Here is a 20,859-nt window from a genome sequence, read left to right on the forward strand (position 1 = left end):
ATCTCCTCCTCCCTATTAATATAATTTACCAACCTTTATAAGATCTACCGACAAATATGTGGCAGGATTAACAGGATTTCCACCTCTTCTTACTTCATAGTGAAGATGAGGACCTATACTTGTTCCTGTACTGCCAACCCTACCAATAAACTGTCCTTTTTTTACAAACTGTCCTACACTTACAGCATAAGAGGATAAATGAGCATAGTATGTAACAATACCCCTACCATGATTAATTTTTATAACCTTTCCGTAACCACTTTCCCACCCTACATAGGAGACTATGCCATCCGCAGTGGCATAAACGGGAGCTCCCCAAAAAGTAACTATATCAATTCCTGTATGAAAGGCTCTTCTTCTAAATATGGGGTGAAATCTCCAACCGAAACCTGAAGATATGAACCCAAAAGTAGGCCATCGAGAAGGGGTTACAGCAAGAAGAGTTTTGCGTCTGTCTATTTCTTTTTCTATTTCAAGCAATATCTTTTGTTTTTCTTCAATAAGGGTTTTTACTTCTACAATTTTTCTTTGAATATCATAGGTTTCAGTATCGGGAATCGAAGTATCTCCAAGACTCACCATCTTTACATTTTTGGGAGGAGGAATCATCCCTTTTATTCCCAAAATATTTTTAAGCTTTTTCTCTGTTTCTTCCAACTCTTTTAACTTTTGTCTTAAAACTTCAATCTCCTTCAATTGAGCCTTTTGTTTTTCCGTGACCTCTTCTAATACCTCTAAATGTTTTACTCTATTAAACTTACTACTAGCGATCCTATAAAGGGTTAAGGAAGTACTTACAATTCCTATAATTGCAAAAATTACAATTAAAATTAAACTTATATGAACTCTACGAGATTTTGCACTTGAAGCATCGTGGGGAATAATCATTATAGTAAAAAACTTTCTCTTCCACCACTTACGCTTTTTAGCCATATTTATCTACCTCAAAAAATAAAATTAATTCATTTAATTAAGAAATCATACTTTAAAATTTTGTAAAAATTATAACAAAGAAAAGCCAATGTGTCAAGAAACAAGGAATTTACTTGCTTACAAAAACTCCAAATGTTTCTAAACAATCTAACAGGATTATACGAATTTGAGTATAATAAAGAAAAGTGAGGTGATAATTTATGCCAATATTAAAAAGTATAGCAAATGTCCTTACAATTTTTAGACTCGTGATAGGCTTCATTATAGCCTCAATTGGAAATATCCAAAAAAAATTAGGGCTAAAAAACGCCATATTATGGCTTATCCTTGCTTGGATTACTGATGTCCTTGATGGATACCTCGCAAGAACTTCAAAAATGCCAGAGGATTTTATTGGTAAACATGATATTTACGCAGATATGACAGTATCTGCTGGTGTCCTCTATTTCCTTACAGTGTCAAACTTCATACCCTGGAAATTTACTATAGTTTTTGTAATTACTGCCATTTTTCTCATATGGTATTTTAAAGAAAAAGCAGTGGCAGATGGAATTCAAGCTGTTCCATATGCATTAATGATCTATACTTCCTTTAAATATGAGCCCACCTATGGATATTTAATAATAGCCTATCTTCTATTTCTTATTTTGATAACCTGGCCTCGATTTCCAAAAGAAAAAGTTCCCGAATTCATTAATGGAATAAAAAACATATTAAAAAAATGAATAGAAAAAGCTTGATTAATAAAGACTGGGAAGAAGCCTTTTATTGGGAAGGTTGTCCTCTTTGCTATTTAACCCAGAAGGCTTTAAGAAATTATATGGAAAATTTTTTGTATGAAAATGTTAATGATGTCTCTTTAAGAAAAGAAATAAGAGAAAAAGGTGGATTTTGTGAAAATCATCATCTGCAACTTCTAACCTTCAGAGATTTATTGGGAGTAAGTATAGTTTATGAAGATATAATAAAAAACTATATTATACCATCATTGAAAAAAGGAGAGGTTCCAAAAATAAAAAGCTGTATATTTTGTGAAAAGGAAGAAGAATATGAAAAATTATATATTCAAGGACTTTCTGAGGTATTAAAAAATCAAGAAAGTCTTAACTTATGGAAAGAAATAGCATATGATTTTTGTAATCCTCATAAGGAAAAAATCAAGATCCTTTCACCAGAAACTTATAGGAAAATAGAGCCGTATCTTTCTGAAAAGAGAAGAAAATATCCTGAGTATTTTTACAAATCCTTTCCCTGGGACAAAGATTATTCGGAGATATTTTTGAAAAAACTAAGAATATTAGAGAGTAAAAAAGGAAAATGAATATTAAAAAATGCCCCATATGCGAAAAAATAAAAGAGGAAAAAGAAAAGAAAATAAAAAATCTATCTTCAAAAACTTATATCTGCAAAAATCACCTAAAAGAAGCTATCACCATTAATTCTCAAATTATAGAAATTTTAGACTTTGAAAATAACAAAGATTGCCCTCTTTGCATCCTGGAAGAAGAGATTACTCAAAATTTTCAGGGAGAAGTAAAGGATCTTTGCCTATATCACTTAAGAATGTTAAGGTATAGAATAAAAGAAGAAGACTATAAAGAAATAGCCAAAAAGTGGGAAGAATATAAAAACTACCTAAAAGATCCTGACGATAAGGTAGAGTTAATCTTTGATCTTCTTACGGGATGTGGGAGAATTATAAGAAAGTAACTTCTTAGCATATTCCTTAAAATTATCCTTATATCTTTTTCTTTCCTCCTCACTTAGAGGAGCAAATTTCAAAGCATAATATAAACCTGCAAAATCTCTTCCCAAATCTCCAAGAGGCTCAAGCATACCATAAAGGCTAACATCCTCCTTAATAAGTCCGCTCTTTTTAAGTCTCTTCATTACTCTCTTAAATATCCTGTCCTCTTCTGTAAGCTTGAGGAAATTTACGATATTTTTAACCAATAAGAATAAAAGAACAATAAAAATAGGAATAACTATGTACTGATATTTATTCAAAATTTTGTAAACTTCAATAAAAATTCCTTCCAAAATTATCCCTACAGAGTTAAATAACAATCCTAAAAAGTTTACTGGTTCCTTTCTTTCTCCTCTTTCTATCTCTGCCAAAGCAGTAGGTGTAGGATCAACAGTAATCCAGCCTAAAGGGTCAAGATAAACCTCAACCCAGGCATGAGCATTTTTTACCCTTACCTCATACATTCCAGTCCAAGGATTTAAATCTCCAGGTCCATATCCTGTAACAAGCCTACTAGGAACCCCTATAATCCTTGCCATAACTGCAAAGGCAGTGGCAAATTGTTCACAATATCCTTTCTTTACTTCAAACAGAAAATTATCCACAGCATCCTCGTTCTCAGGAAGAGGAGGTATGTCAAGAGAGTATTCATAGTTATTATCAAGATAATTTTTAATTGCCATTAATTTCTCCCAAGGAGTTTCATAGTTTTTTGTTATCTCAAAAGCAAGATTCACTACCCTTTGGGGAATATTAGGCAATCTCAAATAGTTTAAAAATCTATCCTTAGGTGGGACTTTTGCCTCTAATAATTCTCTCGTAGAGTAATAACTTTCCTGATAAAAACCTGTATATATAAGACCCTTAGGAAGTTCAAAGGGAGATCTGTATCCATCTTCTCCATCTTTAAAAATAACTGGGGAAGGATAGTAAAGCCTTTCTGTATCTTTTGGAATAAAGATTATATTACTCTGAAAATCTCTTTCAATAAAATAGGTAGCTCTTTGCAGATACTCTTCACCCCTTGCGTTTTCCTTTAAAACAAAGGGTTGGCTTACGGTATCTAAAGTCTTTACTTCCTCTCTACTTTGATACCATCCAAAACCATTGTAAGTATCAAAAGCAATTCCTCTATGATATATACCCCACGGAGTTAGAACTCTGAAAACAAGTGAAGAGGAAAGTTCTCCTCTCTGTCTTAAGTCAAGAAAAGGAGCAAAACCATAATATTCTTCAGGATTAAATTTTAAGGGTGGTATCTTCCTTCCTTCGGGAAGCTTATAAAGATTGCTAGCCTCAGCATAAGCTGATCTCAGATCACCCTGAAAATTGGTAAGCCTAGTTATTAATTGAGACATTATATCCTGTCTAAATCCCACTCTTATATTTTTAGGAATGAATGGAAAAACTAAAAAGCCCATAAGTAATACAAATAGGGTTATGGAAAATACATAACTAGGTATCAGCTTGTAATCATTCACCAAAATGAGAAACATAATTACACCAAAAAGAAAGAAGATAAGAAATACAAGATATATGGCCTCTCGAGCAAATATACCCGAAATAACCATAAGAATAATACTTATGAAGAAAGAAAAACCAAGATCAAGCCTCGTAGGGAGGTCAAAACTATGAATAGTATTGAGATTGACCAAAAAAGTAGCAAGAGGAATACGGGGATCAAAAGGATTTTTAATTAATTCAACAAAAAATTGTCTTAGAAGATATATCATGCCAAAAGTCATTAAAATCTTTAAAAAGATATTCCTTTCCTTCCTCCTGTAATAGCTAAATACAAATCCAACTATGGTTAAAAGAAACACTCCTGCAATATAAATTGAAGAAAGATTCAAAAAATACCAAACCGAAAAGAGAGAAACCAAAATAAGATAAAGGGTTATGCCTCTAAAAAGTATAGAATCCTCGACTACTTCTCTTTTTATAAGTTTAATTCTTTTCCTTTCCATAACCTTAAAGATTTTACTGCAAAAGAATTTCCATTTTCAACCTTGATTTGAAACAAGAAATAGGGAAAGAAACTCTTGAGGATCAAATTCTGGATCAAAAACAAAACCTCTAATTCTTTTACCTTCTCTTTTATGATATTCCACAATAATAACTTTATTAAGCTTAGTTCTTTCATACCAAAAGTTATAATTTAAAGAAAAGATTAGGTCATAGTCATAATCTTCAATAACAAAATCTTTTCTCTCTATAAGTTGAATCTCAGCTAAATACCTTCTCAAATCATCTAAAGAGTTAGGAATAAACTCCTCATCTTTTAAGTTCTTTATAGAGATTGGAATATTCAGAGAAAAAGCAGGAATAAGAAGGGAATGAACAAATCTCAAAAGCTGATCAAACTCATCTTCAGAAATAGAATCTTTTTTTTCCACCATATTGTCGATCAGAACTCTTAAAGATCCTTTTTTCAATTTTTCAAAATTTTTAGATAAAAGCTTTCCTTTTTTAGCAGAAGCTTTCCAAGCTACAATCTTTAAGGGATCTTGCGGTTGATAATCTCTTAGAGAATGAAATTCCTCTCCCACTACCGAGGGAAAGGAGAAAGAAGTTTTATTTCCTTCCCCATCCACAAGGTAAATTTCCTGAGGTAAAGGATAAAATAAAGGATATACATAACTTACCCCATTCACTCTATAGTTTTTACTCAGATAAAGTAGACCTAATGAGCCAGTAAATCTCAAATTTAGATTTTTTAGTGAAAATACTCCCCTCTTCTTAAAATGAAAATACAAAGCAATCTCCTTTTTCTCTTTTCCTCTCAATCCTCCAATAGGGGTTTTATTCTGAAGATTTATAAGGATTTGTCCCTTAGGAATCTTAGAATCATTTTCAAGGTAAATACCTATAAAATCGTATTCATTTTCCCTTACAAGAAGAGGCATTTGAACCTTTACTCTAAGATTCAAGGGCTGAAATATTATTTCAAGTAAATTTATCAAGTAAAGCCCCATAACAAAAGTTGAAAACAAAAGTATAGGCGTAGAGGAGACATTTAAGCCTATAAGATAAAGAACAATATCAAAAAAGATTAATAAATATCCTAAGGGAGTGAAATTAATATAGCTCACTATAATCTTACCTTTGGAATCTTCACTCTTTTTAAAACACCCCTTATTAACTCTTCTTTAAAAGCTCTTCCCATATTACTTCCTTCTTTAGGAATAACTCTATGAACCACCACAGGTATCACCATTTTTATAACATCTTCAGGGATAACGTAATCTCTCCCAGAAAGTAAAGCATAAGCCTGAGCACCTCTCATAATTGAGATGGATGCCCTCGGACCTGCTCCGAGAGAAAATAGTGAGTCATCTCGGGTCACATTAACAATATTCACAATATACCTCAAAATATCCCTATCAATATAAATCTCTTTTACCAAATCTTGGGCTTTAATCAGATCTTCTTTCTTCCACACAGGCTCGATTCTCTCTAAAGGATGCACTATTTTTTGTTCTTCAAGCATCTTTACCTCTTCTTCTAAAGGAAGGTAACCCATAGACAGAGAGATAAAAAATCTATCCAATTGTGATTCTGGAAGGGGATAAGTTCCAAAATGTTCCCTCGGGTTTTGTGTTGCTATTACCATAAAAGGCTTAGGAAGTTCGTAGGTAGTACCATCTATAGTTACTTTTCCTTCATCCATGGCCTCAAGAAGTCCAGCCTGAGTTCTTGGAGATGTTCTATTTATCTCATCGGCAAGGAGAATATTTGTAAAAATAGGTCCTGGCTTAAATTCAAATTCTAAGGTCTTAGGATTAAATACATTTACCCCAAGAACATCAGAAGGCATAGTGTCGGGAGTAAATTGGATTCTCCTAAAATCAAGCTCTATACTTTCTGCCAAAGATTTTGCAAGCACCGTCTTACCAACACCAGGTACATCCTCCAGCAAAACATTACCTCTACTTAACAAAGCCACAATTACATAATCAATTACCTCATCTTTTCCCACAATGACTTTTTTAATGTTTTCCCTCAAAACTTGAAGTTTCTCCGTTATTTCACTTATAAAAGTTTTCATCTTATCTTCTTAACCTCTTCTTATGGTTTTTATCATATGTCTAATAACAGCAAAAATTCCACCAACGGTCAAAACAAAATTAAATACATTCAGATAAAATTCAAAGGGGAAAAACCATTTAGAAAAGTAATGAATAAAAACAATTATCTCAAGGATCAACCCCATAAATAAAATTACTAGTACTCCTCTGTAAAAATCCATTTTCTTAAACCTCCATTACATTTCTAAGGATATTTTACATCAATTTTTTAACTTCTTTAACGCCCTCCTCTTATAGACTTTAACACTACTTCTTGATATTCCTAAGTATTTCGCAATCTCCCTTTCACTATACCTTGAATAGAAAATTAAAATAATTATCTGTTTCTCCCTTTTTGATAGCTTAGAAAAGTCTATAAACTTTGTATTTTCTTCCTCAGAAATACCATAAGCTACATCCTCTTCTTCTAATTCCAAATTAAACTCTACTCCCCTTAGTTTTTCCCTTATCCTTAAAAGAGCATAATAAAGAGATTTCTTAACATACCCTGAAAGATTACCCTTTTGAGGATCATACCTTCGCAAGATTTCCAAAAGAGCTAACTCACCCTCTTGCTTAAAATCCCCAAAATCAATTTCAGGGATATAAAGCATTCTTAAATATTTAAAAAGAATAGGTCTGTAAGCTAAAAATAAAACTTCCTCTTCCATTGTCCCCTTCCTCCGATGTTTTTTATATATTATATTTACTTATAGTAAAATTTTCAAGCATAAATTTTTATTTTAGTAAAATTACCCCCAAAAATCAAAATAATACATAAAGTGATATAATTTATTGAAAAGAATTAGAAGGGAGGATAAAAATTGATATTAAGTGACAGAGATATAAAAAAATACCTTGAAGAAGGAAAATTAGTAATCCATCCCATAGATGATCCCCAAAAACAAATTCAACCCTCTTCGGTAGATTTAAGACTTGGAAATAGTTTTCTCCATTTCAAGGTTGAAGGAAGAGCATATATTGACCCAACTCAAGATAGTCCCCAAGAACTCATGGAGATTATAGAAATAGAAGAAGGAAAACCTTTTTTTTTAAGACCTGGAGAATTTGTACTAGGCACTACCATCGAAACAGTAAAACTCCCCGATGACCTTGTAGCAAGGGTCGATGGAAGATCAAGTTTGGGAAGACTTGGAATAATAGTACATGCTACTGCTGGATACGTAGATCCTGGTTTTTGTGGACAAATCACTTTAGAACTTTCAAATATCAATAGAGTACCCGTAGCTCTCTACCCTGGAATGAGAATATGTCAAATATCTTTTTACAAGTTAAGCTCCCCTGCAGAAACTCCATACTATAAAAAGGCTGGAAGTAAATACCATAATCAAAAGGGACCAACAGCGAGTAGGCTTAATATAGATTTTTGTAAAAAGGAGGAAAAATAAAATGGAATGGAAAAAAGTGAGTTTTGGTAAGAGAGAACTTTGCTATGAGATTACTTTAAATGGGATGAAAATGATAGTTACAGCAGATGTAGGGCCAAGGATAATCTTCTTTGGCTTTGAAAAGGGTGAAAATGTACTATTTCATGATGCAGAAGAAAAATTAGCTATAGGAGAAATGAAACTTTATGGTGGACACAGATTCTGGGTATCTCCTGAAACTAAGTTTACTTATTCTGTTGACAACAGCCCCTGCAAGGTAGTTGAAGAAAAAGACAAAATCAGTTTTACATCCTACGATCCTGTAACAGAAATAGAGAAGACTTTAACAATTTTACAAAGAAATGGTAGATTTGTAGTAAGGCATGTCCTTGTAAATAAAGGAAACCTACTCTATCAAGGTGCCATATGGGCATTAACATGTATTCCTCCTAAAAAAGGAATCATCTTTTTACCTTGGGGAACTACAGGGGATTGGAAACTCAAAAAGATAGTCTATTGGCAAAGGTGGGCAGGAGAAGCCACTACCGACGTAAAAAGTTCTCAGTTTGTGCCTGAAGATGACTTATTCTTAATTTATCCCTCTGGAGAAACAGGAAAGGTCGGAACTACAGGATATGAAGGTTTTGTAGGAGTTACTACCGAAAACTACACCTTTATCAAGAAATTCAACTTCATAGAAGGAGCTTTATATCCCGATGATAATTGTGCTATACAAGTCTACACTTCAGAGAATTTCTGTGAATTAGAGACTCTAAGTCCAATTTATACCTTCAATCCAGGAATTTCTTATATACATGATGAAGAGTGGATACTTTTACCCCATAAAGTAGATCCAAAAAAAGGAGAAGAGATTAGGAAATATCTATGAACAACAAATTTATAATTATACTTTTTGGAGGATTAGGTGACTTAGCTAAAAATAAGATATATCCAGTACTATATAGCTTATTTAAGAAATACAGGTTACTAAACTGTACAAAAATAATCTCTACAGGAAGAAGACCTAATATAGGGAAAGAAGAATTTCTTAAGATATTAGAGAACTCTATAAAAACTCACGATGAAAATTTCTTTTCCTTATTTGATTTTGTAAGATTTGATTTAGAAAAAGAGGAGGAATATAACAATCTCAAAAACATACTATCCAATTTTAAAGAGGAGGAATTTATATTTTACTTAGCCACACCTCCTACTACCTTTGAAACTATAATAAAAAATTTGGGAGACTTTTTAAAAGCCTTCCCCAACAAGAGAAAAATTGTTATAGAAAAACCCTTTGGATATGATCTCTACTCAGCTCAAAAACTTAACAGATTAATAAAAGATTATTTTAAAGAAGAAGAAATCTATCGTATTGATCACTTTTTAGGAAAAGAAACTGTACAAAATATTTTTGGACTTAGATTCTCAAATATTATTTTTGAAGGTATATGGAACAGGAATTTTATTGATCATATTCAAATTTCAGCTCTGGAAGATATAGGAGTAGAAGGAAGGCTTGGATATTATGATAAAGTAGGAGCCTTGAGAGATATGATTCAAAATCACCTAATTCAAATATTATCAATCGTAGCCATGGAGCCCCCTTGTTGTATTAAAGAAAAAGAGATAAGAGATGAAAAAGTAAAAGTTCTAAAAAGTATAAGAGAAATAAAAGCAGAAGAGGTACCCCTCTATGCCGTAAGAGGACAATACGAAGGCTATTTAAAAGATGAGGGGATATCCCAATCAAATACAGAGACTTACGCAGCAGTAAAATTCTTCATAGAAAACCTAAGGTGGGATGGTGTGCCTTTCTATCTCAGAACAGGGAAAAAATTAAAAAGAAAAGAAACCTCAGTAATAATTGTTTTCAAAAAAATACCAGGATTATTTTCTAAAATTCTCGACTGCATGCCTCAAGAAGATACAATAGGGTTTAAAATTGCTCCCGAAAACAAAATTATATTAAACTTTCAATTACGTCCCTTAGGAGGAAACATGTTATCTTGCCCAGTATCTACAAAAATGGAATGGACAGGCCCTAATATAGAGGCTTATGAAACATTATTTATAGATATCATTGAAGGAGATCAAAGCCTCTTCATAAGAGAAGATGAGATAGAAAAATCATGGGAAATTGTCCAACCAATATTAGATTTCTGGAAAGAAGATCCTAATATACCCATATATCCTCAGGGATCTTGGGGGCCTAAAGAGGCAGAAGAATTAATCAGAAGAGATGGAAGAGAATGGAGATATATAGATGAGTAAGATAAAAAAGATCTCCTTTAAAGTAAATTCCTATGAATATATAAAGCCTTTTCGTATAGCTCCTGGAACATCTTTGTCCACTAATAATTTAGAAGTAATATTAGAAACTGAGGAGGGATACGTAGGGTTTGGAGAAGCAACTCCATCCTTTAGAGTAACAGGGGAAAGAATAGAAGCTCTTATACCCTTAGAAAGCCCTATTAATGAACTGTTAAAAGGAAAAGATACAAAAAATTTTAGGCGACTTTTTGAATTAATAGACAAATTTTTTGCCTTTCCAAGCTTAAAGACAGCCTTACAGTATGCAATTCTTGATGCCTTAAGTGAAGAGATAAAGTTACCAGTGTATCAAATATTAGGCGGAGGAAAGGAAGAGATAGAAACAGACAAAACTGTAAGTGTTGGAAGTATAGAGGAAAGGGTCAAAGAAGCAGAAGAAATCTTTAAAGAAGGTTTCCGAGTGATAAAGATAAAAGTTGGGTTGAACCTATATGAAGATATAGAAGCTATGGAGGAAATAGCCAAAAGAACAAAAGGCGCAACTTATATTGTAGATGCAAACACTGCTTATACTCCCAAACAAGCTTTAATCTTTACTAAGGAACTATACAAAAGAGGCATAGATATTGCTTTATTAGAACAACCAGTCTCAGCCCATGACTTAGAAGGGTTAAAATATGTAAGATTCAATTCTGCCTTTCCCATAGCTGGTGATGAGAGCATAAAAAATAGATATGATGCATTAAGAGCCATAAAAATGGAAGCTGTAGATTATATAAACATAAAACTTATGAAATGTGGTATCTCTGATGCTCTATCTATGGTAGAGCTGGCAAATACTGCCAATATAAAACTTATGATAGGATGTATGGGAGAATCGAGCCTTGGAATAAACCAAAGCATACACTTTTCAGCAGGTCTTGGAGTTTTCGAATTTCATGACTTAGACAGTGCTTTAATGATAAAAGAAGATAAGTTTAGAGGCAAATACAGGATAAAAATTCCATATTATATCCCTAATTGAGTAGGCAACAAACAATTAAGATTAATATATATTATGTTATAATATATATAGCGTTTCAAAACAAAACTCATAGAAGGGGGTGAAACAATGAAAGCAATAGTACTTGCTGGAGGAAAAGGAACAAGACTTTGGCCTCTTTCCAGAGAAAAATTTTCAAAACAATTTATAAAATTATTGCCAGACAAATCTTTATTAGAAGGGACTTATGAAAGACTTATAGGATTTTTTAAACCAGAGGATATTTTAACAATAACCAACAAAGAATACTTCTATTTTGTAAAAAGTATTACTGATAAATTTTCAAAGAGTATGAGCAATAATATTCTTCTGGAGCCAGTAGGAAAAAATACAGCACCTGCAGTAGCCCTCTCCCTAAAATATATCTTAGAAAGGATTAAAGGAACAAGTGATGAGGAAGTTTTCATTTTTCCCTCAGATCATCTTATAGAACCTCAAGAAAAATTTATTGAATATCTCAATAAGGGACTTTCTGCTATTAGGTCAGACTTTATTACTACCTTTGGAATAAAACCTACAAAACCTGAGACGGGATACGGATATATTAAAGCAGGAGAAAATATGGGAGATTTCTATAAAGTTGAAAAATTTATAGAAAAACCCTCTTTAGAGCTTGCAGAAAAATTCCTTCAGGAAGGAAATTATTTTTGGAATGCAGGAATTTTTGGGTTTAAAATTTCGGTAATGTTAGAAGAATTTGAAAAATACCAAGAAGAAATATACACACTAATTACGAAAAGAAGTTATAAAGAGGTCTTAGAAAACTTCCACAAAATACCATCCATATCTATAGATTATGCTATTGCTGAAAAATCTGATAAGGTTGCTGTGGTTCCTATGGAACTTACTTGGAGTGATCTTGGCTCTTGGGATTCTTTCTATGAAGTTAAAGAAAAAGACCCCAACGGCAATGTTTTATTGGGAGATGTGTACGCAATAAATACAAAAAACTCTCTTATATTCAGTAATAAAAGACTCATTGGAACCATAGGAATTGAAGATGCTATTGTGGTAGAAACGGACGATGCTATACTCATAAGTAAAAGGGGAAGTGGGCAGGAAGTGAAGAAACTTCTTGAAATTCTTGAAAGTGAAAGAAGAAACGAGATAATTTACCACACAGAAGTTTATAGACCATGGGGTATGTATAAACTCCTAGAAAAAAATGGAGATTACATAATAAGAAAGCTTACCATAAAAGAGGGTGCTTCTCTCACTTGCCATCTTCATAGAAATAGAACAGAACACTGGATAGTACTAAAGGGTGTTGCTGAAGCAGAAATTGAAAATCGCAAATATTACGTATATGAAGGAGAAAGTATATTTGTACCAAAAGGAAAACCCCATCAGTTAAAGAATGCTGGAGACACACCCTTAGAGATCATTGAAATTCAAAGTGGTGAAATCTTAAGTGAAGATGATATCGAAATCTTTACAAAAGATGAGGAAGAGTTAGAAGAAAAATTAAGGTAGGGAGAAAGAACTCCCTACCTTAACAAAGCCTTTTCTCTTTTTGTATTCACTTCATAAAACTCTTGAGCAATATTTACACAATGATCGCCTATTCTTTCAAGATCTATAAGAAGATCACTAAAAATTAAGCCTGCTATAGGATTACAAATACCTTTTTTCATTCTCTCTATATGCCCCTCTTTTGAAGCCCTCACTTTATAATCAATCCTTTCCTCCCTTTGGAGAACTGCATCAAGATGATCAGCAGTACTATTTTTTATCATTTCAAAGGAATCTCTAATATTATCATGGATAAGTTTTCTTAATTCATCTAAATCCTTCCAAGCATACTCAGTAAACTCAATTCTCTCAGAATTCTTAGCCTCAACTTTCTCCATAACATTGGTAAGATGATCAGCAATTCTCTCCACATCATCAACTGCCCTCAATATAGCATTGAGCTCTTTTGCTTCTCCCTCAGACAAAGAATCGGTGGAAAGTTGAGTGAGATAATTTATTAAAGAAGCCTTCAATCCATCAGTTATATCCTCAATGGTTAATATATCCTTGTAATGCTGAGCACTATTTTGAAATAAAGAGTCCATAGTGAGTTTATACATCTCATCCACAAGATCACACATTCTAATCAGCTCATTCTTAGCAGCCTCAAGAGCTGCAGAAGGAGTATTTAAAAGTTGAGGCTTAAGAAAAGAAGCCTCTCTTCTATAAATTTTCTCTTCTCCAGGCAGGATTCTCCTTATAATACTTGCATATTGCTTTGTAAAGAAGATCCATATGAATGCCCAGGTTACATTAAAAAGGGTATGAGCATTAGCAACCTGCCTTGCCACATCGGAAGAGGTAAGAGAAACAATTCTTTCAAAACCCCTCAAAAATGGAAAGATCAGAATTACTCCTATAACGTTAAAAAACAAATGAGCAAGAGCAGCCCTCTTTGCAGAAAGACTAGTCCCAATAGAGGCAAGAAGCGCAGTAACACAGGTGCCAATATTTGCACCTAATATTACAGGCACAGCAGATGCCAAATCAATAGCTCCCTTTGACGCAAGAGCCACAACAATACTTGTAGTAACACTACTACTTTGAATAATTGCAGTAATACCTGCTCCCGTAAGTATCCCTAAGATAGGATATTTGCCCATAGAGATTATTGCATTATGAAAAGGCTCCCAGCTCCTTAAAGCATGTAAAGAAGAGTCCATTAAAGAAATACCCATAAAGATCATACCAAAACCAATTATAGCTTCTCCCACACTTTTTATATACTTTCTCTTCCCTGCAAAAAGTAAAATAAAACCTAAAAATAAAAAGTATGGAGCAACATCAGTTAGTTTAAAAGCAACCAATTGAGCAGTTATGGTTGTTCCTATATTCGCTCCAAATATGATACCAAGAGCACCTTCCAAGCTTAAAAGTCCTGCATTTACAAAGGCTACAGTCAAAACCGTAACTGCACTACTACTTTGTACTATAGCCGTTACAAGAGTACCAATAACAAGTCCCCTAAAAGGAGAAGAGTTTAATCTCTCAAAGATAGAACGGAGTTTTGACCCAACTGCCTTTTCAAGACCTGAGCTCATCTGGAGGATACCGTAGAGGAAAAGGCTCAATCCACCCAAAAGGAGGCCTACTTCTTTGTAAGTTAAAGGAAAACCACTCATATCTCAGTCTCCCTTTATTAGATTTAGTACCAAAGCTATTATACCATTAATAAATCACCTTCCTTTATTTTTAATCTATTTTTAATCTAATTTAATATTCTTTTAACCTTTACAATCTATAACCTTCCCACAACACTTTAAGAGGTACATACTTTCGATTGTAATAGGGAGATCTTTTCAAGAGAATATATCTAACAGTAGGCCTGAAGAGCTTTATAAAAAATATCTTATATCCTAAAGCCCTTTTTACATCTTCCACATAATCCTCAATAGTTCTTCTTTGATAATGAAGCAATTCTTCGCTTTCTGTAGTATCCATCCAATCAGTGGCAAAAGGTACATTTGAAAAAGCCTCTTCAGGAAGCATTCCAACTCCAATTCCTTCAAGGACCTTCTCTAATATATCCCTATAGTAATACCAACATCTTGGGCCACCACCTATAAGAAGAATCCTACCCCATATATCCTCGCTTCTTACTCCCTTTGCAATGGCATAGCCTACATCCTTAGTATGTACATATTCCATTCTATTACTTAATGGTACATCAAACATTCCCTTATCAAGCTTTAAATTCACAGGAAGCGATGCTGCAAGTCTGTATATACACCAAGTTAAATTTGAGTTTTTTATTAAATTCTCACATTCTACCTTATGTCGAGAATAGTGCTCTGGAGGATTTACAGGATCACTCACTTTTCTTGGAGGCTCCAAATGCTGAGTTAATCCAAAAACATGTACTGAAGATGTAAAGATAAGCTTCTTAGGTGAAGGTAATTCTTCCATGGCTTTTATCAAATTTTTTGTACCTATTACATTAACTTTGTATGCTATATCTGGGACATTTTCAGATTCAAGGCCTGTTGCAGAAAGTTTAGGAATAATAAAGGCAAGATGAACAACCACATCTTGATCTTCAAGGGCTTTTTTAATATCTTCTATATTAGTAATATTTCCCCAAAACACCTCAATACTATCCCCATATAACTTCTTCAATCTTTTAAAAATCTTTACATTTTTCTTAGTCTTTATATCAAAACATCTTACTTTATCCCCCTGATTAATTAACTCATAAATAGCACTCTGTCCTATATTTCCAAAGGCACCTGTAACTAAAACTCTCATATTAAAAACCTCCTTTTTCTACACCTGAAATAATTAACTTAATACCTTCTCTTCCAACCTTCTCCCAATTCTCATCTTCATCAAAGATCTGCTGAAGAATAGTTCCAATAGAGAAAGAAATCAGAATACGAGAGACTATATTAGGATCCATATCTTTAAAATTTCCTTCCTTTATACCTTTTTCAATTAAAAGAGTGAAATATTCTTTATATTTTCTAAAATAATCTCTAAGTTTTTTAAGTATCTCCTCATCCTTTATGCCTTGCCTTAAGAATTCTAAAAACAAGAAAAATTTCTCCTTCGACTCCTTAAATATATCCCCAAATAGCTCAGACATCTTCATTATTCCTGAAGAAATATTTTCAGTATCTATTAGATATTGGTCAATCTTTACAGAAAGATCAGAAAGCCAACGATCTAAGATCTCAAGAAAAAAGACCTCTTTATTAGGAAAATAATGAAAAAATGCACCTTTGCTTACCCCAGCCATCTCACATATATCCGATATACTTGTGGCATCATATCCTTTCTGAGAAAAAAGTTTTTCTCCACTAAGCAATAACCTACTTTTTGTATCAAGTTCCACTATCTAACCTCCTTACATACCAACCAGTCGGTATGGAAATATTATAACAAAAATTTTTGTCTTAAACCACATTTTTTAAATAAAACTTCACATAAAAATCTTTACTTTCATAAATTTTTGATTAATAATACTAATATGAAAAGTATGATTAAGGAGGTAATTTAAGTAAATGAAAAGGAAAATCTATGGAATAGCTACCTTAAGTGAAAGAGGACAGATTGTTATTCCTCAGGAGGCAAGAGAGGATTTGGGTTTAAAGCCAGGAGATAAATTAATTGTTATGAGTTTTGGCCCTAAAAATACTTTAATGCTTGTAAAATCTGACTCTCTATTAGAAATGTTCTCAGAACTTACCAAAGAACTTTCAGAATTAGAAAAATTTATATCCAGTATTAAGGAGGTAGAAAAAGATGAAGGTAATTGAAGTAAAGGATCTGGCAAAAACTTATTATACACCCTTTGGAAGCATAGAAGCAGTAAAAGGGATATCCTTCGAGGTAGAAGAGGGAGAAATTTTTGGATTTCTTGGTCCCAACGGTGCAGGAAAAAGTACCACTATAATGATGTTAACAACTCTATTAGGGCCTACAAGAGGTACAGCAAAGATCTTAGGATATGATATAGTTCATCAACCCAATGAAGTTAGAAGAGTTATAGGTTATGTATCCCAAGATCTTACAGTAGATGATACCCTCACAGGATGGGAAAATATGTATCTTCAAGGAAGGTTCTATCACCTGCCTAAGGATGTGATCAAACAAAGATCTGAAGAACTATTAAAACTATTAAGGCTCTATGAAAGAGCAAAGGACAAAGCAGAAACATATTCAGGGGGAATGAGAAAAAGGCTTGATATAGCTATGGGGCTTATTCACAGACCAAAAATTCTCTTCCTTGATGAGCCTACCCTTGGACTTGATGTCCAAACAAGACAAGATATATGGGAGTATGTACAAAAAATAAGAAAAGAAAATGGTATGACTATATTTTTAACAACCCATTATATGGAAGAGGCAGACTCATTGTGTGATCGTATTGCCATAATAGACAAGGGAGAGATAAAAGCTCTTGATACTCCAAGAAGATTAAAAGATTCCATAGGGGGAGATCTCATCTCCCTAAGAATCTCTAATGATAGTCCAGAACAAATCTCTCAATTTCTTGAAAAAGTCAAAAATCTTGAGCAAGTTAAAAATATAACCTCCCAAGATGGAAGGTATACTATTGTTGCCTCTAATGCAGAAAAACTTATACCAGTAATATTTTCTATTGCTTACGAATCTAATATTAATATTTCATCCATAACTATGAAAAAACCATCTCTTTATGATGTTTATCTTGCCTATACAGGTAGAGAATTTAGAGATGAAGAAGGATCAAAAGAAGATGCCATGAGAATAAGAAGATTAGTAAGGAGGACGAGATAATGAGGACACTAATGTATGATACTTATTCTGTAATGTGGAGAGAGCTAAAACATTGGATGGATCAAAAAGTAAGGATCTTAGTATCCATATTCCAACCTTTAGTTTGGCTTGCCCTTATGGGAAATGTGATGTCAAAACTTACTGACAATCCCTTTGGAAGACAAGCCTTTGGTGGAGCAAGTTATCTTTCCTTTATGACCCCTGGAATAATCGTTATGACCTCCCTTTTTGGTGGCATTTTTGGGGGAATCTCAGTAGTATGGGATAGAAGATGGGGATATTTAAACAAGATGCTTGCAGCCCCTATTTCAAGAACAGCAATACCCCTTGGGAAGATGCTTGCTACAGCAATACAAGGAGCATTTCAGGCTCTTATCATAATCATAATTGCATCCCTTTTTGGAGTAGAATTTGCCACAGGGATTCCAGGCATAATTATAATAATCCTCTTAGCAGCATGTTTTAATTTCACTATGGCAGGATTCTCCATAGCTATAGCTTCAAGAATTAAAACTATGGAAGTTTTGACTGCTGTAATAAACTTTCTTACAATGCCTCTAATGTTTTCCAGCAGTGCTATGTTCCCAATAAACGTCATGCCCGATTGGTTAGCTACCATCGCAAGATGGAATCCTATAACCTATGTGGTAAATCCATTAAGAACCCTTGTAATAAGTGGATGGGAAACAGGAGATCTCATAAAAGGATTTTTATATATACTTTTCCTTGCAATGTTAATGCTCTTTATCGCAAGGCACGAATTCAAAAGAAGTATTGCATAAGGAGGGGAATTTTCCCCTCCTTTTTTATAAAACCTTATATATTTCTCCTAACTTCTTTATTTCCTCTCTAATCTCATTCCTCAAGGATTCTGGCTCTAAAACTTCGGCATGCTTTCCATATCCCATAACCCATCTTTTAATCTCATCTCTGTTAGCAACAATTTCATAAATTATACTTCCATCGGGAAGCTCTTCTATGCTTTGAGTCTCATGCCAAATCCTTTCCTTTATCCAGCGAGCCTGATATGGATCAAACTTTATCCTTATTTTCTCTACATCTCCCTTGTTTATCCTAAAAGCAGACTTTATATACTCATAAACATCAAAATCTCTTGGTTTTTTAAACTCATAACTTGTCTCCCTTATACTCTTTATCCTATCAAGAGCAAAATCTCTTATCTCCTTTCTCAAATGGCAATACCCACAAAAATACCAGACTCCTTCAAAGTTATAGAGATGATAAGGATCAACTCTCCTTTCTGCAACCTGATCAGAAGAAAAAGAATGATACTCTATTATAATGCTTTTTTTATCCCTTATTGCTTTTAATATTTTCACAAATTTATCCCTTACATCCACCTTTGGCTTTATAAAAGCAAAGGGAATAGATAAGGCATTCTCTATTGCTTCTGCCGGAATAACATTAGCATCTCTAAGAAATAGTTCCAACTTATCCTTTAAACCTTCAAAATCCTTTTCCAGATCTGTACCTTTAAACTGATGTAAAATAGTTGCGGTAATTAAAAGAGATAAAACCTCTCCTTCCGTAAGCTTAGGAAAGGGGAATTCAGCCTTTGAATAAAGATAATAACCCCCTTTAGCTTTACTATAGGCAATAGGCATCCTAAAGTCATCTCTCAAAGTTCTTATATCCCTTTTTATAGTCCTAACACTGGTGTTTCCAAATTCCCTACTTATAATTCTTGTTATCTCTTCTAAGCTAATATATTTATTATCTTTAATCAAAGAGAAAATCCTATATATCCTTGGAAACATCTTTCTAAAGGCAAGCTTTCTGTTACTGCTCATAGTTTTACTCATAGGTTTAAAAGCCCCCTTCTCAGAAAGTCTAAGGCATTTATGGTAGTGTATAATCTAATTCTATTTCTGTCTCCACTTAGTCTTAATTCTTTATATGATAATTCTCCCCTTATGTAAAGCCCTATATAAACAAGGCCAACCGGCTTTTCTGGTGTACCACCTTCAGGGCCTGCAATACCTGTAGCCGAAAGCCCAATATCTGTCCCCATTTTTTGGGCCACACCCTCTGCCATCTTCATTGCACATTGGGAACTTACAGCACCATATTTCTCAATAATTTCTCTTGGAACATTTAATTCTCTGATTTTAATCTCATTATCATAGGCCACTAAACTTCCCTTAAAAAATTTCGAAACCCCTGGGACATTTACAAGCCTTGCTGAAATAAGACCTCCAGTGCAAGACTCTGCAATAGAAATTGTAAGGCTCTTTTTGGAGAGCAAATCAACTACCACCTCTTCAAGAGAAGTTTCACCCTCACCGTAGATATAATCCCCAAGTCTTTTTCTAATTTCTTCAACTACCCTTTCAATCATTTTTTCTGCTTCCTCTTTGGTATCAGCACGTGCTGTTACTCTCAAAATTGCCTCTCCCTCTTTTGCATAAGGAGCAATGGTAGGATTAGTCTGAGTCTTTATTAAGTCTTTTACCTTTTCCTCCATAAAACTTTCTCCAATACCACATACCCTAAGAACACGAGAATGTATAATTCCAGAAGAAAAGGACAAAAGATAAGGAACAACATAGGTTTCAAACATAGGAATCATTTCCTTAGGAGGACCAGGAAGAAGTATCAAAATCTTATTCCCTTCCTCCAATATAATTCCAGGCGCAGTTCCCCAATCATTTGGGATTACTCTGCTTCCCTCTACTATATATGCCTGCTTAATATTCCCTTCCGTCAAAGCAAGTCCTCTTTTTTCAAAAAATTCTTTTATCCTCTTTAGAGATTCTTCGTGAAGCACAAGCTTCTTATTAAAAAACTCGGCAGAAACTTCTTTTGTTAAATCATCCTGAGTGGGGCCAAGCCCCCCTGTAGCAATAACCATATCGCTTCTTGAAAAGGCAATTTCTAACGCTTTTTTTAATCTTTCAGGATTATCTCCTACCGTAGTATGGAAATAAACAGGAATACCAAGCTCTGCAAGCCTCCTTGATAAATATTGAGAATTCGTATTTAAGATATCTCCAAGAAGAAGTTCTGTACCTACAGATAATATTTCACACCTCATTATTCCGTCATCCTTTCTAAGCTTTTTGTATTAACTAAATAAAAATGATATCATTTAATAAATAGAGTTTAAAATATAAAATT

The 20,859-nt window shown here is 33.6% G+C and carries 22 protein-coding genes; 11 read left to right on the top strand and 11 right to left on the bottom strand.

Features of this window, described 5'->3' with window-relative positions; all coding sequences use genetic code 11:
- Window positions 1-15: 15 nt before the first annotated feature.
- Window positions 16-933, bottom strand: coding sequence for a peptidoglycan DD-metalloendopeptidase family protein (locus DICTH_RS10360; protein WP_012547470.1), 918 nt, complete (start codon window positions 931-933; stop codon window positions 16-18).
- Between the two features lie 200 nt (window positions 934-1,133).
- Here DICTH_RS10360 and DICTH_RS08455 point away from each other — a divergent pair, with 200 nt between their 5' ends.
- Genes DICTH_RS08455 through DICTH_RS08465 form a run of 3 tightly spaced genes read left to right on the top strand, consistent with a single transcriptional unit; the run spans window position 1,134 to window position 2,643 of the window.
- Window positions 1,134-1,658 carry a CDP-alcohol phosphatidyltransferase family protein gene (locus DICTH_RS08455; protein WP_012548413.1) on the top strand — a complete coding sequence of 175 codons (525 nt, stop codon included), beginning with the start codon at window positions 1,134-1,136 and terminating at the stop codon, window positions 1,656-1,658.
- A complete protein-coding gene (locus tag DICTH_RS08460; protein ID WP_012547796.1) occupies window positions 1,655-2,254 on the top strand; it encodes a DUF6062 family protein in 600 nt (199 codons plus the stop codon). The genes DICTH_RS08455 and DICTH_RS08460 overlap by 4 nt, the downstream gene beginning before the upstream one ends.
- Window positions 2,251-2,643 (top strand): hypothetical protein, encoded by a 393-nt coding sequence (locus tag DICTH_RS08465; RefSeq protein WP_012548079.1) that lies wholly within the window; start codon window positions 2,251-2,253, stop codon window positions 2,641-2,643. The genes DICTH_RS08460 and DICTH_RS08465 overlap by 4 nt, the downstream gene beginning before the upstream one ends.
- Here the strand turns inward: DICTH_RS08465 and DICTH_RS08470 are convergent.
- The 5 genes from DICTH_RS08470 to DICTH_RS08490 are packed head-to-tail and all read right to left on the bottom strand — an operon-like array spanning window position 2,596 to window position 7,418.
- Entirely contained in the window at window positions 2,596-4,647 is a 2,052-nt protein-coding gene (locus DICTH_RS08470) for a transglutaminase family protein (RefSeq protein ID WP_012547003.1), read from the bottom strand. The two genes, DICTH_RS08465 and DICTH_RS08470, sit on opposite strands and share 48 nt — an antisense overlap.
- A gap of 36 nt (window positions 4,648-4,683) precedes the next feature.
- Window positions 4,684-5,772, bottom strand: a complete 1,089-nt coding sequence (locus DICTH_RS08475) for a DUF58 domain-containing protein (protein WP_012546948.1) — start codon at window positions 5,770-5,772, stop codon at window positions 4,684-4,686.
- The gene (locus DICTH_RS08480) at window positions 5,772-6,728 is read right to left on the bottom strand and encodes an AAA family ATPase (RefSeq protein WP_012548624.1); all 957 of its coding nucleotides are present in this window, start codon (window positions 6,726-6,728) and stop codon (window positions 5,772-5,774) included. The genes DICTH_RS08475 and DICTH_RS08480 overlap by 1 nt, the downstream gene beginning before the upstream one ends.
- Window positions 6,729-6,737: 9 nt before the next feature.
- Complete coding sequence (locus DICTH_RS08485) at window positions 6,738-6,929, bottom strand: hypothetical protein (RefSeq protein ID WP_012547523.1); 192 nt, start codon at window positions 6,927-6,929, stop codon at window positions 6,738-6,740.
- A gap of 39 nt (window positions 6,930-6,968) precedes the next feature.
- Entirely contained in the window at window positions 6,969-7,418 is a 450-nt protein-coding gene (locus tag DICTH_RS08490) for a sigma-70 family RNA polymerase sigma factor (protein WP_012548516.1), read from the bottom strand.
- Between the two features lie 153 nt (window positions 7,419-7,571).
- On the opposite strand from DICTH_RS08490, the gene dcd reads away from it, so the two are divergent.
- The 5 genes from dcd (at window position 7,572) to DICTH_RS08515 (ending at window position 12,924) form a co-directional block, all read left to right on the top strand.
- Window positions 7,572-8,156: a dCTP deaminase gene (gene dcd, locus DICTH_RS08495; protein ID WP_012548134.1), complete on the top strand. Its 585-nt coding sequence runs from the start codon at window positions 7,572-7,574 to the stop codon at window positions 8,154-8,156.
- Window position 8,157: 1 nt separating this feature from the next.
- Window positions 8,158-9,024, top strand: coding sequence for a hypothetical protein (locus DICTH_RS08500; RefSeq protein WP_012547262.1), 867 nt, complete (start codon window positions 8,158-8,160; stop codon window positions 9,022-9,024).
- A complete protein-coding gene (gene zwf / locus DICTH_RS08505; RefSeq protein WP_012547834.1) occupies window positions 9,021-10,409 on the top strand; it encodes a glucose-6-phosphate dehydrogenase in 1,389 nt (462 codons plus the stop codon). The genes DICTH_RS08500 and zwf overlap by 4 nt, the downstream gene beginning before the upstream one ends.
- Window positions 10,402-11,433, top strand: a complete 1,032-nt coding sequence (locus DICTH_RS08510) for an L-Ala-D/L-Glu epimerase (RefSeq protein ID WP_012547738.1) — start codon at window positions 10,402-10,404, stop codon at window positions 11,431-11,433. The genes zwf and DICTH_RS08510 overlap by 8 nt, the downstream gene beginning before the upstream one ends.
- 87 nt (window positions 11,434-11,520) lie before the next feature.
- Window positions 11,521-12,924: a mannose-1-phosphate guanylyltransferase/mannose-6-phosphate isomerase gene (locus DICTH_RS08515; protein WP_012548628.1), complete on the top strand. Its 1,404-nt coding sequence runs from the start codon at window positions 11,521-11,523 to the stop codon at window positions 12,922-12,924.
- A 14-nt stretch (window positions 12,925-12,938) separates the two neighbouring features.
- Here DICTH_RS08515 and DICTH_RS08520 read toward each other — a convergent pair whose 3' ends face one another.
- The 3 genes from DICTH_RS08520 to DICTH_RS08530 all read right to left on the bottom strand — a co-directional run bounded on the left by DICTH_RS08520 (window position 12,939) and on the right by DICTH_RS08530 (window position 16,294).
- Window positions 12,939-14,585, bottom strand: a complete 1,647-nt coding sequence (locus tag DICTH_RS08520) for a Na/Pi cotransporter family protein (protein ID WP_012548478.1) — start codon at window positions 14,583-14,585, stop codon at window positions 12,939-12,941.
- A gap of 109 nt (window positions 14,586-14,694) precedes the next feature.
- On the bottom strand, window positions 14,695-15,708 hold the full coding sequence (locus DICTH_RS08525; RefSeq protein ID WP_012548095.1) for an NAD-dependent epimerase/dehydratase family protein: 1,014 nt from the start codon (window positions 15,706-15,708) through the stop codon (window positions 14,695-14,697).
- A 1-nt stretch (window position 15,709) separates the two neighbouring features.
- Window positions 15,710-16,294, bottom strand: coding sequence for a TetR/AcrR family transcriptional regulator (locus DICTH_RS08530; RefSeq protein WP_012548666.1), 585 nt, complete (start codon window positions 16,292-16,294; stop codon window positions 15,710-15,712).
- A gap of 169 nt (window positions 16,295-16,463) precedes the next feature.
- On the opposite strand from DICTH_RS08530, the gene DICTH_RS08535 reads away from it, so the two are divergent.
- The 3 genes from DICTH_RS08535 to DICTH_RS08545 are packed head-to-tail and all read left to right on the top strand — an operon-like array spanning window position 16,464 to window position 18,503.
- Window positions 16,464-16,718 (top strand): AbrB/MazE/SpoVT family DNA-binding domain-containing protein, encoded by a 255-nt coding sequence (locus tag DICTH_RS08535; RefSeq protein ID WP_012547584.1) that lies wholly within the window; start codon window positions 16,464-16,466, stop codon window positions 16,716-16,718.
- Complete coding sequence (locus DICTH_RS08540; RefSeq protein ID WP_012547872.1) at window positions 16,705-17,721, top strand: ATP-binding cassette domain-containing protein; 1,017 nt, start codon at window positions 16,705-16,707, stop codon at window positions 17,719-17,721. Before DICTH_RS08535 ends, DICTH_RS08540 begins: the two co-directional genes overlap by 14 nt.
- Complete coding sequence (locus DICTH_RS08545; RefSeq protein ID WP_012547756.1) at window positions 17,721-18,503, top strand: ABC transporter permease; 783 nt, start codon at window positions 17,721-17,723, stop codon at window positions 18,501-18,503. Before DICTH_RS08540 ends, DICTH_RS08545 begins: the two co-directional genes overlap by 1 nt.
- A 24-nt stretch (window positions 18,504-18,527) precedes the next feature.
- Here the strand turns inward: DICTH_RS08545 and DICTH_RS08550 are convergent, their stop codons facing one another.
- Together DICTH_RS08550 and DICTH_RS08555 are read right to left on the bottom strand one after the other, a co-directional pair.
- Window positions 18,528-19,544, bottom strand: coding sequence for a helix-turn-helix transcriptional regulator (locus DICTH_RS08550; protein ID WP_012548260.1), 1,017 nt, complete (start codon window positions 19,542-19,544; stop codon window positions 18,528-18,530).
- Window positions 19,541-20,776: a competence/damage-inducible protein A gene (locus DICTH_RS08555; protein ID WP_012547237.1), complete on the bottom strand. Its 1,236-nt coding sequence runs from the start codon at window positions 20,774-20,776 to the stop codon at window positions 19,541-19,543. Before DICTH_RS08555 ends, DICTH_RS08550 begins: the two co-directional genes overlap by 4 nt.
- Between the last annotated feature and the right edge of the window lie 83 nt (window positions 20,777-20,859).

This window comes from Dictyoglomus thermophilum H-6-12 (genome assembly GCF_000020965.1).
In the GTDB taxonomy this organism is placed as follows: Bacteria; Dictyoglomota; Dictyoglomia; order Dictyoglomales; family Dictyoglomaceae; genus Dictyoglomus; species Dictyoglomus thermophilum.

Excerpts from the sequence above, each read along its gene's own strand:
- DICTH_RS08510 (WP_012547738.1), top strand. The coding sequence starts at position 10,402 with ATGAGTAAGATAAAAAAGATCTCCTTTAAAGTAAATTCCTATGAATAT.
- DICTH_RS08470 (WP_012547003.1), bottom strand. The coding sequence starts at position 4,647 with ATGGAAAGGAAAAGAATTAAACTTATAAAAAGAGAAGTAGTCGAGGAT.
- DICTH_RS08500 (WP_012547262.1), top strand. The coding sequence starts at position 8,158 with ATGGAATGGAAAAAAGTGAGTTTTGGTAAGAGAGAACTTTGCTATGAG.
- DICTH_RS08525 (WP_012548095.1), bottom strand. The coding sequence starts at position 15,708 with ATGAGAGTTTTAGTTACAGGTGCCTTTGGAAATATAGGACAGAGTGCT.
- DICTH_RS10360 (WP_012547470.1), bottom strand. The coding sequence starts at position 933 with ATGGCTAAAAAGCGTAAGTGGTGGAAGAGAAAGTTTTTTACTATAATG.
- DICTH_RS08455 (WP_012548413.1), top strand. The coding sequence starts at position 1,134 with ATGCCAATATTAAAAAGTATAGCAAATGTCCTTACAATTTTTAGACTC.
- DICTH_RS08540 (WP_012547872.1), top strand. The coding sequence starts at position 16,705 with ATGAAGGTAATTGAAGTAAAGGATCTGGCAAAAACTTATTATACACCC.
- DICTH_RS08515 (WP_012548628.1), top strand. The coding sequence starts at position 11,521 with ATGAAAGCAATAGTACTTGCTGGAGGAAAAGGAACAAGACTTTGGCCT.
- DICTH_RS08550 (WP_012548260.1), bottom strand. The coding sequence starts at position 19,544 with ATGAGTAAAACTATGAGCAGTAACAGAAAGCTTGCCTTTAGAAAGATG.
- DICTH_RS08490 (WP_012548516.1), bottom strand. The coding sequence starts at position 7,418 with ATGGAAGAGGAAGTTTTATTTTTAGCTTACAGACCTATTCTTTTTAAA.
- DICTH_RS08480 (WP_012548624.1), bottom strand. The coding sequence starts at position 6,728 with ATGAAAACTTTTATAAGTGAAATAACGGAGAAACTTCAAGTTTTGAGG.
- DICTH_RS08460 (WP_012547796.1), top strand. The coding sequence starts at position 1,655 with ATGAATAGAAAAAGCTTGATTAATAAAGACTGGGAAGAAGCCTTTTAT.
- DICTH_RS08535 (WP_012547584.1), top strand. The coding sequence starts at position 16,464 with ATGAAAAGGAAAATCTATGGAATAGCTACCTTAAGTGAAAGAGGACAG.
- DICTH_RS08555 (WP_012547237.1), bottom strand. The coding sequence starts at position 20,776 with ATGAGGTGTGAAATATTATCTGTAGGTACAGAACTTCTTCTTGGAGAT.
- DICTH_RS08485 (WP_012547523.1), bottom strand. The coding sequence starts at position 6,929 with ATGGATTTTTACAGAGGAGTACTAGTAATTTTATTTATGGGGTTGATC.
- DICTH_RS08545 (WP_012547756.1), top strand. The coding sequence starts at position 17,721 with ATGAGGACACTAATGTATGATACTTATTCTGTAATGTGGAGAGAGCTA.
- DICTH_RS08520 (WP_012548478.1), bottom strand. The coding sequence starts at position 14,585 with ATGAGTGGTTTTCCTTTAACTTACAAAGAAGTAGGCCTCCTTTTGGGT.
- zwf (WP_012547834.1), top strand. The coding sequence starts at position 9,021 with ATGAACAACAAATTTATAATTATACTTTTTGGAGGATTAGGTGACTTA.
- DICTH_RS08465 (WP_012548079.1), top strand. The coding sequence starts at position 2,251 with ATGAATATTAAAAAATGCCCCATATGCGAAAAAATAAAAGAGGAAAAA.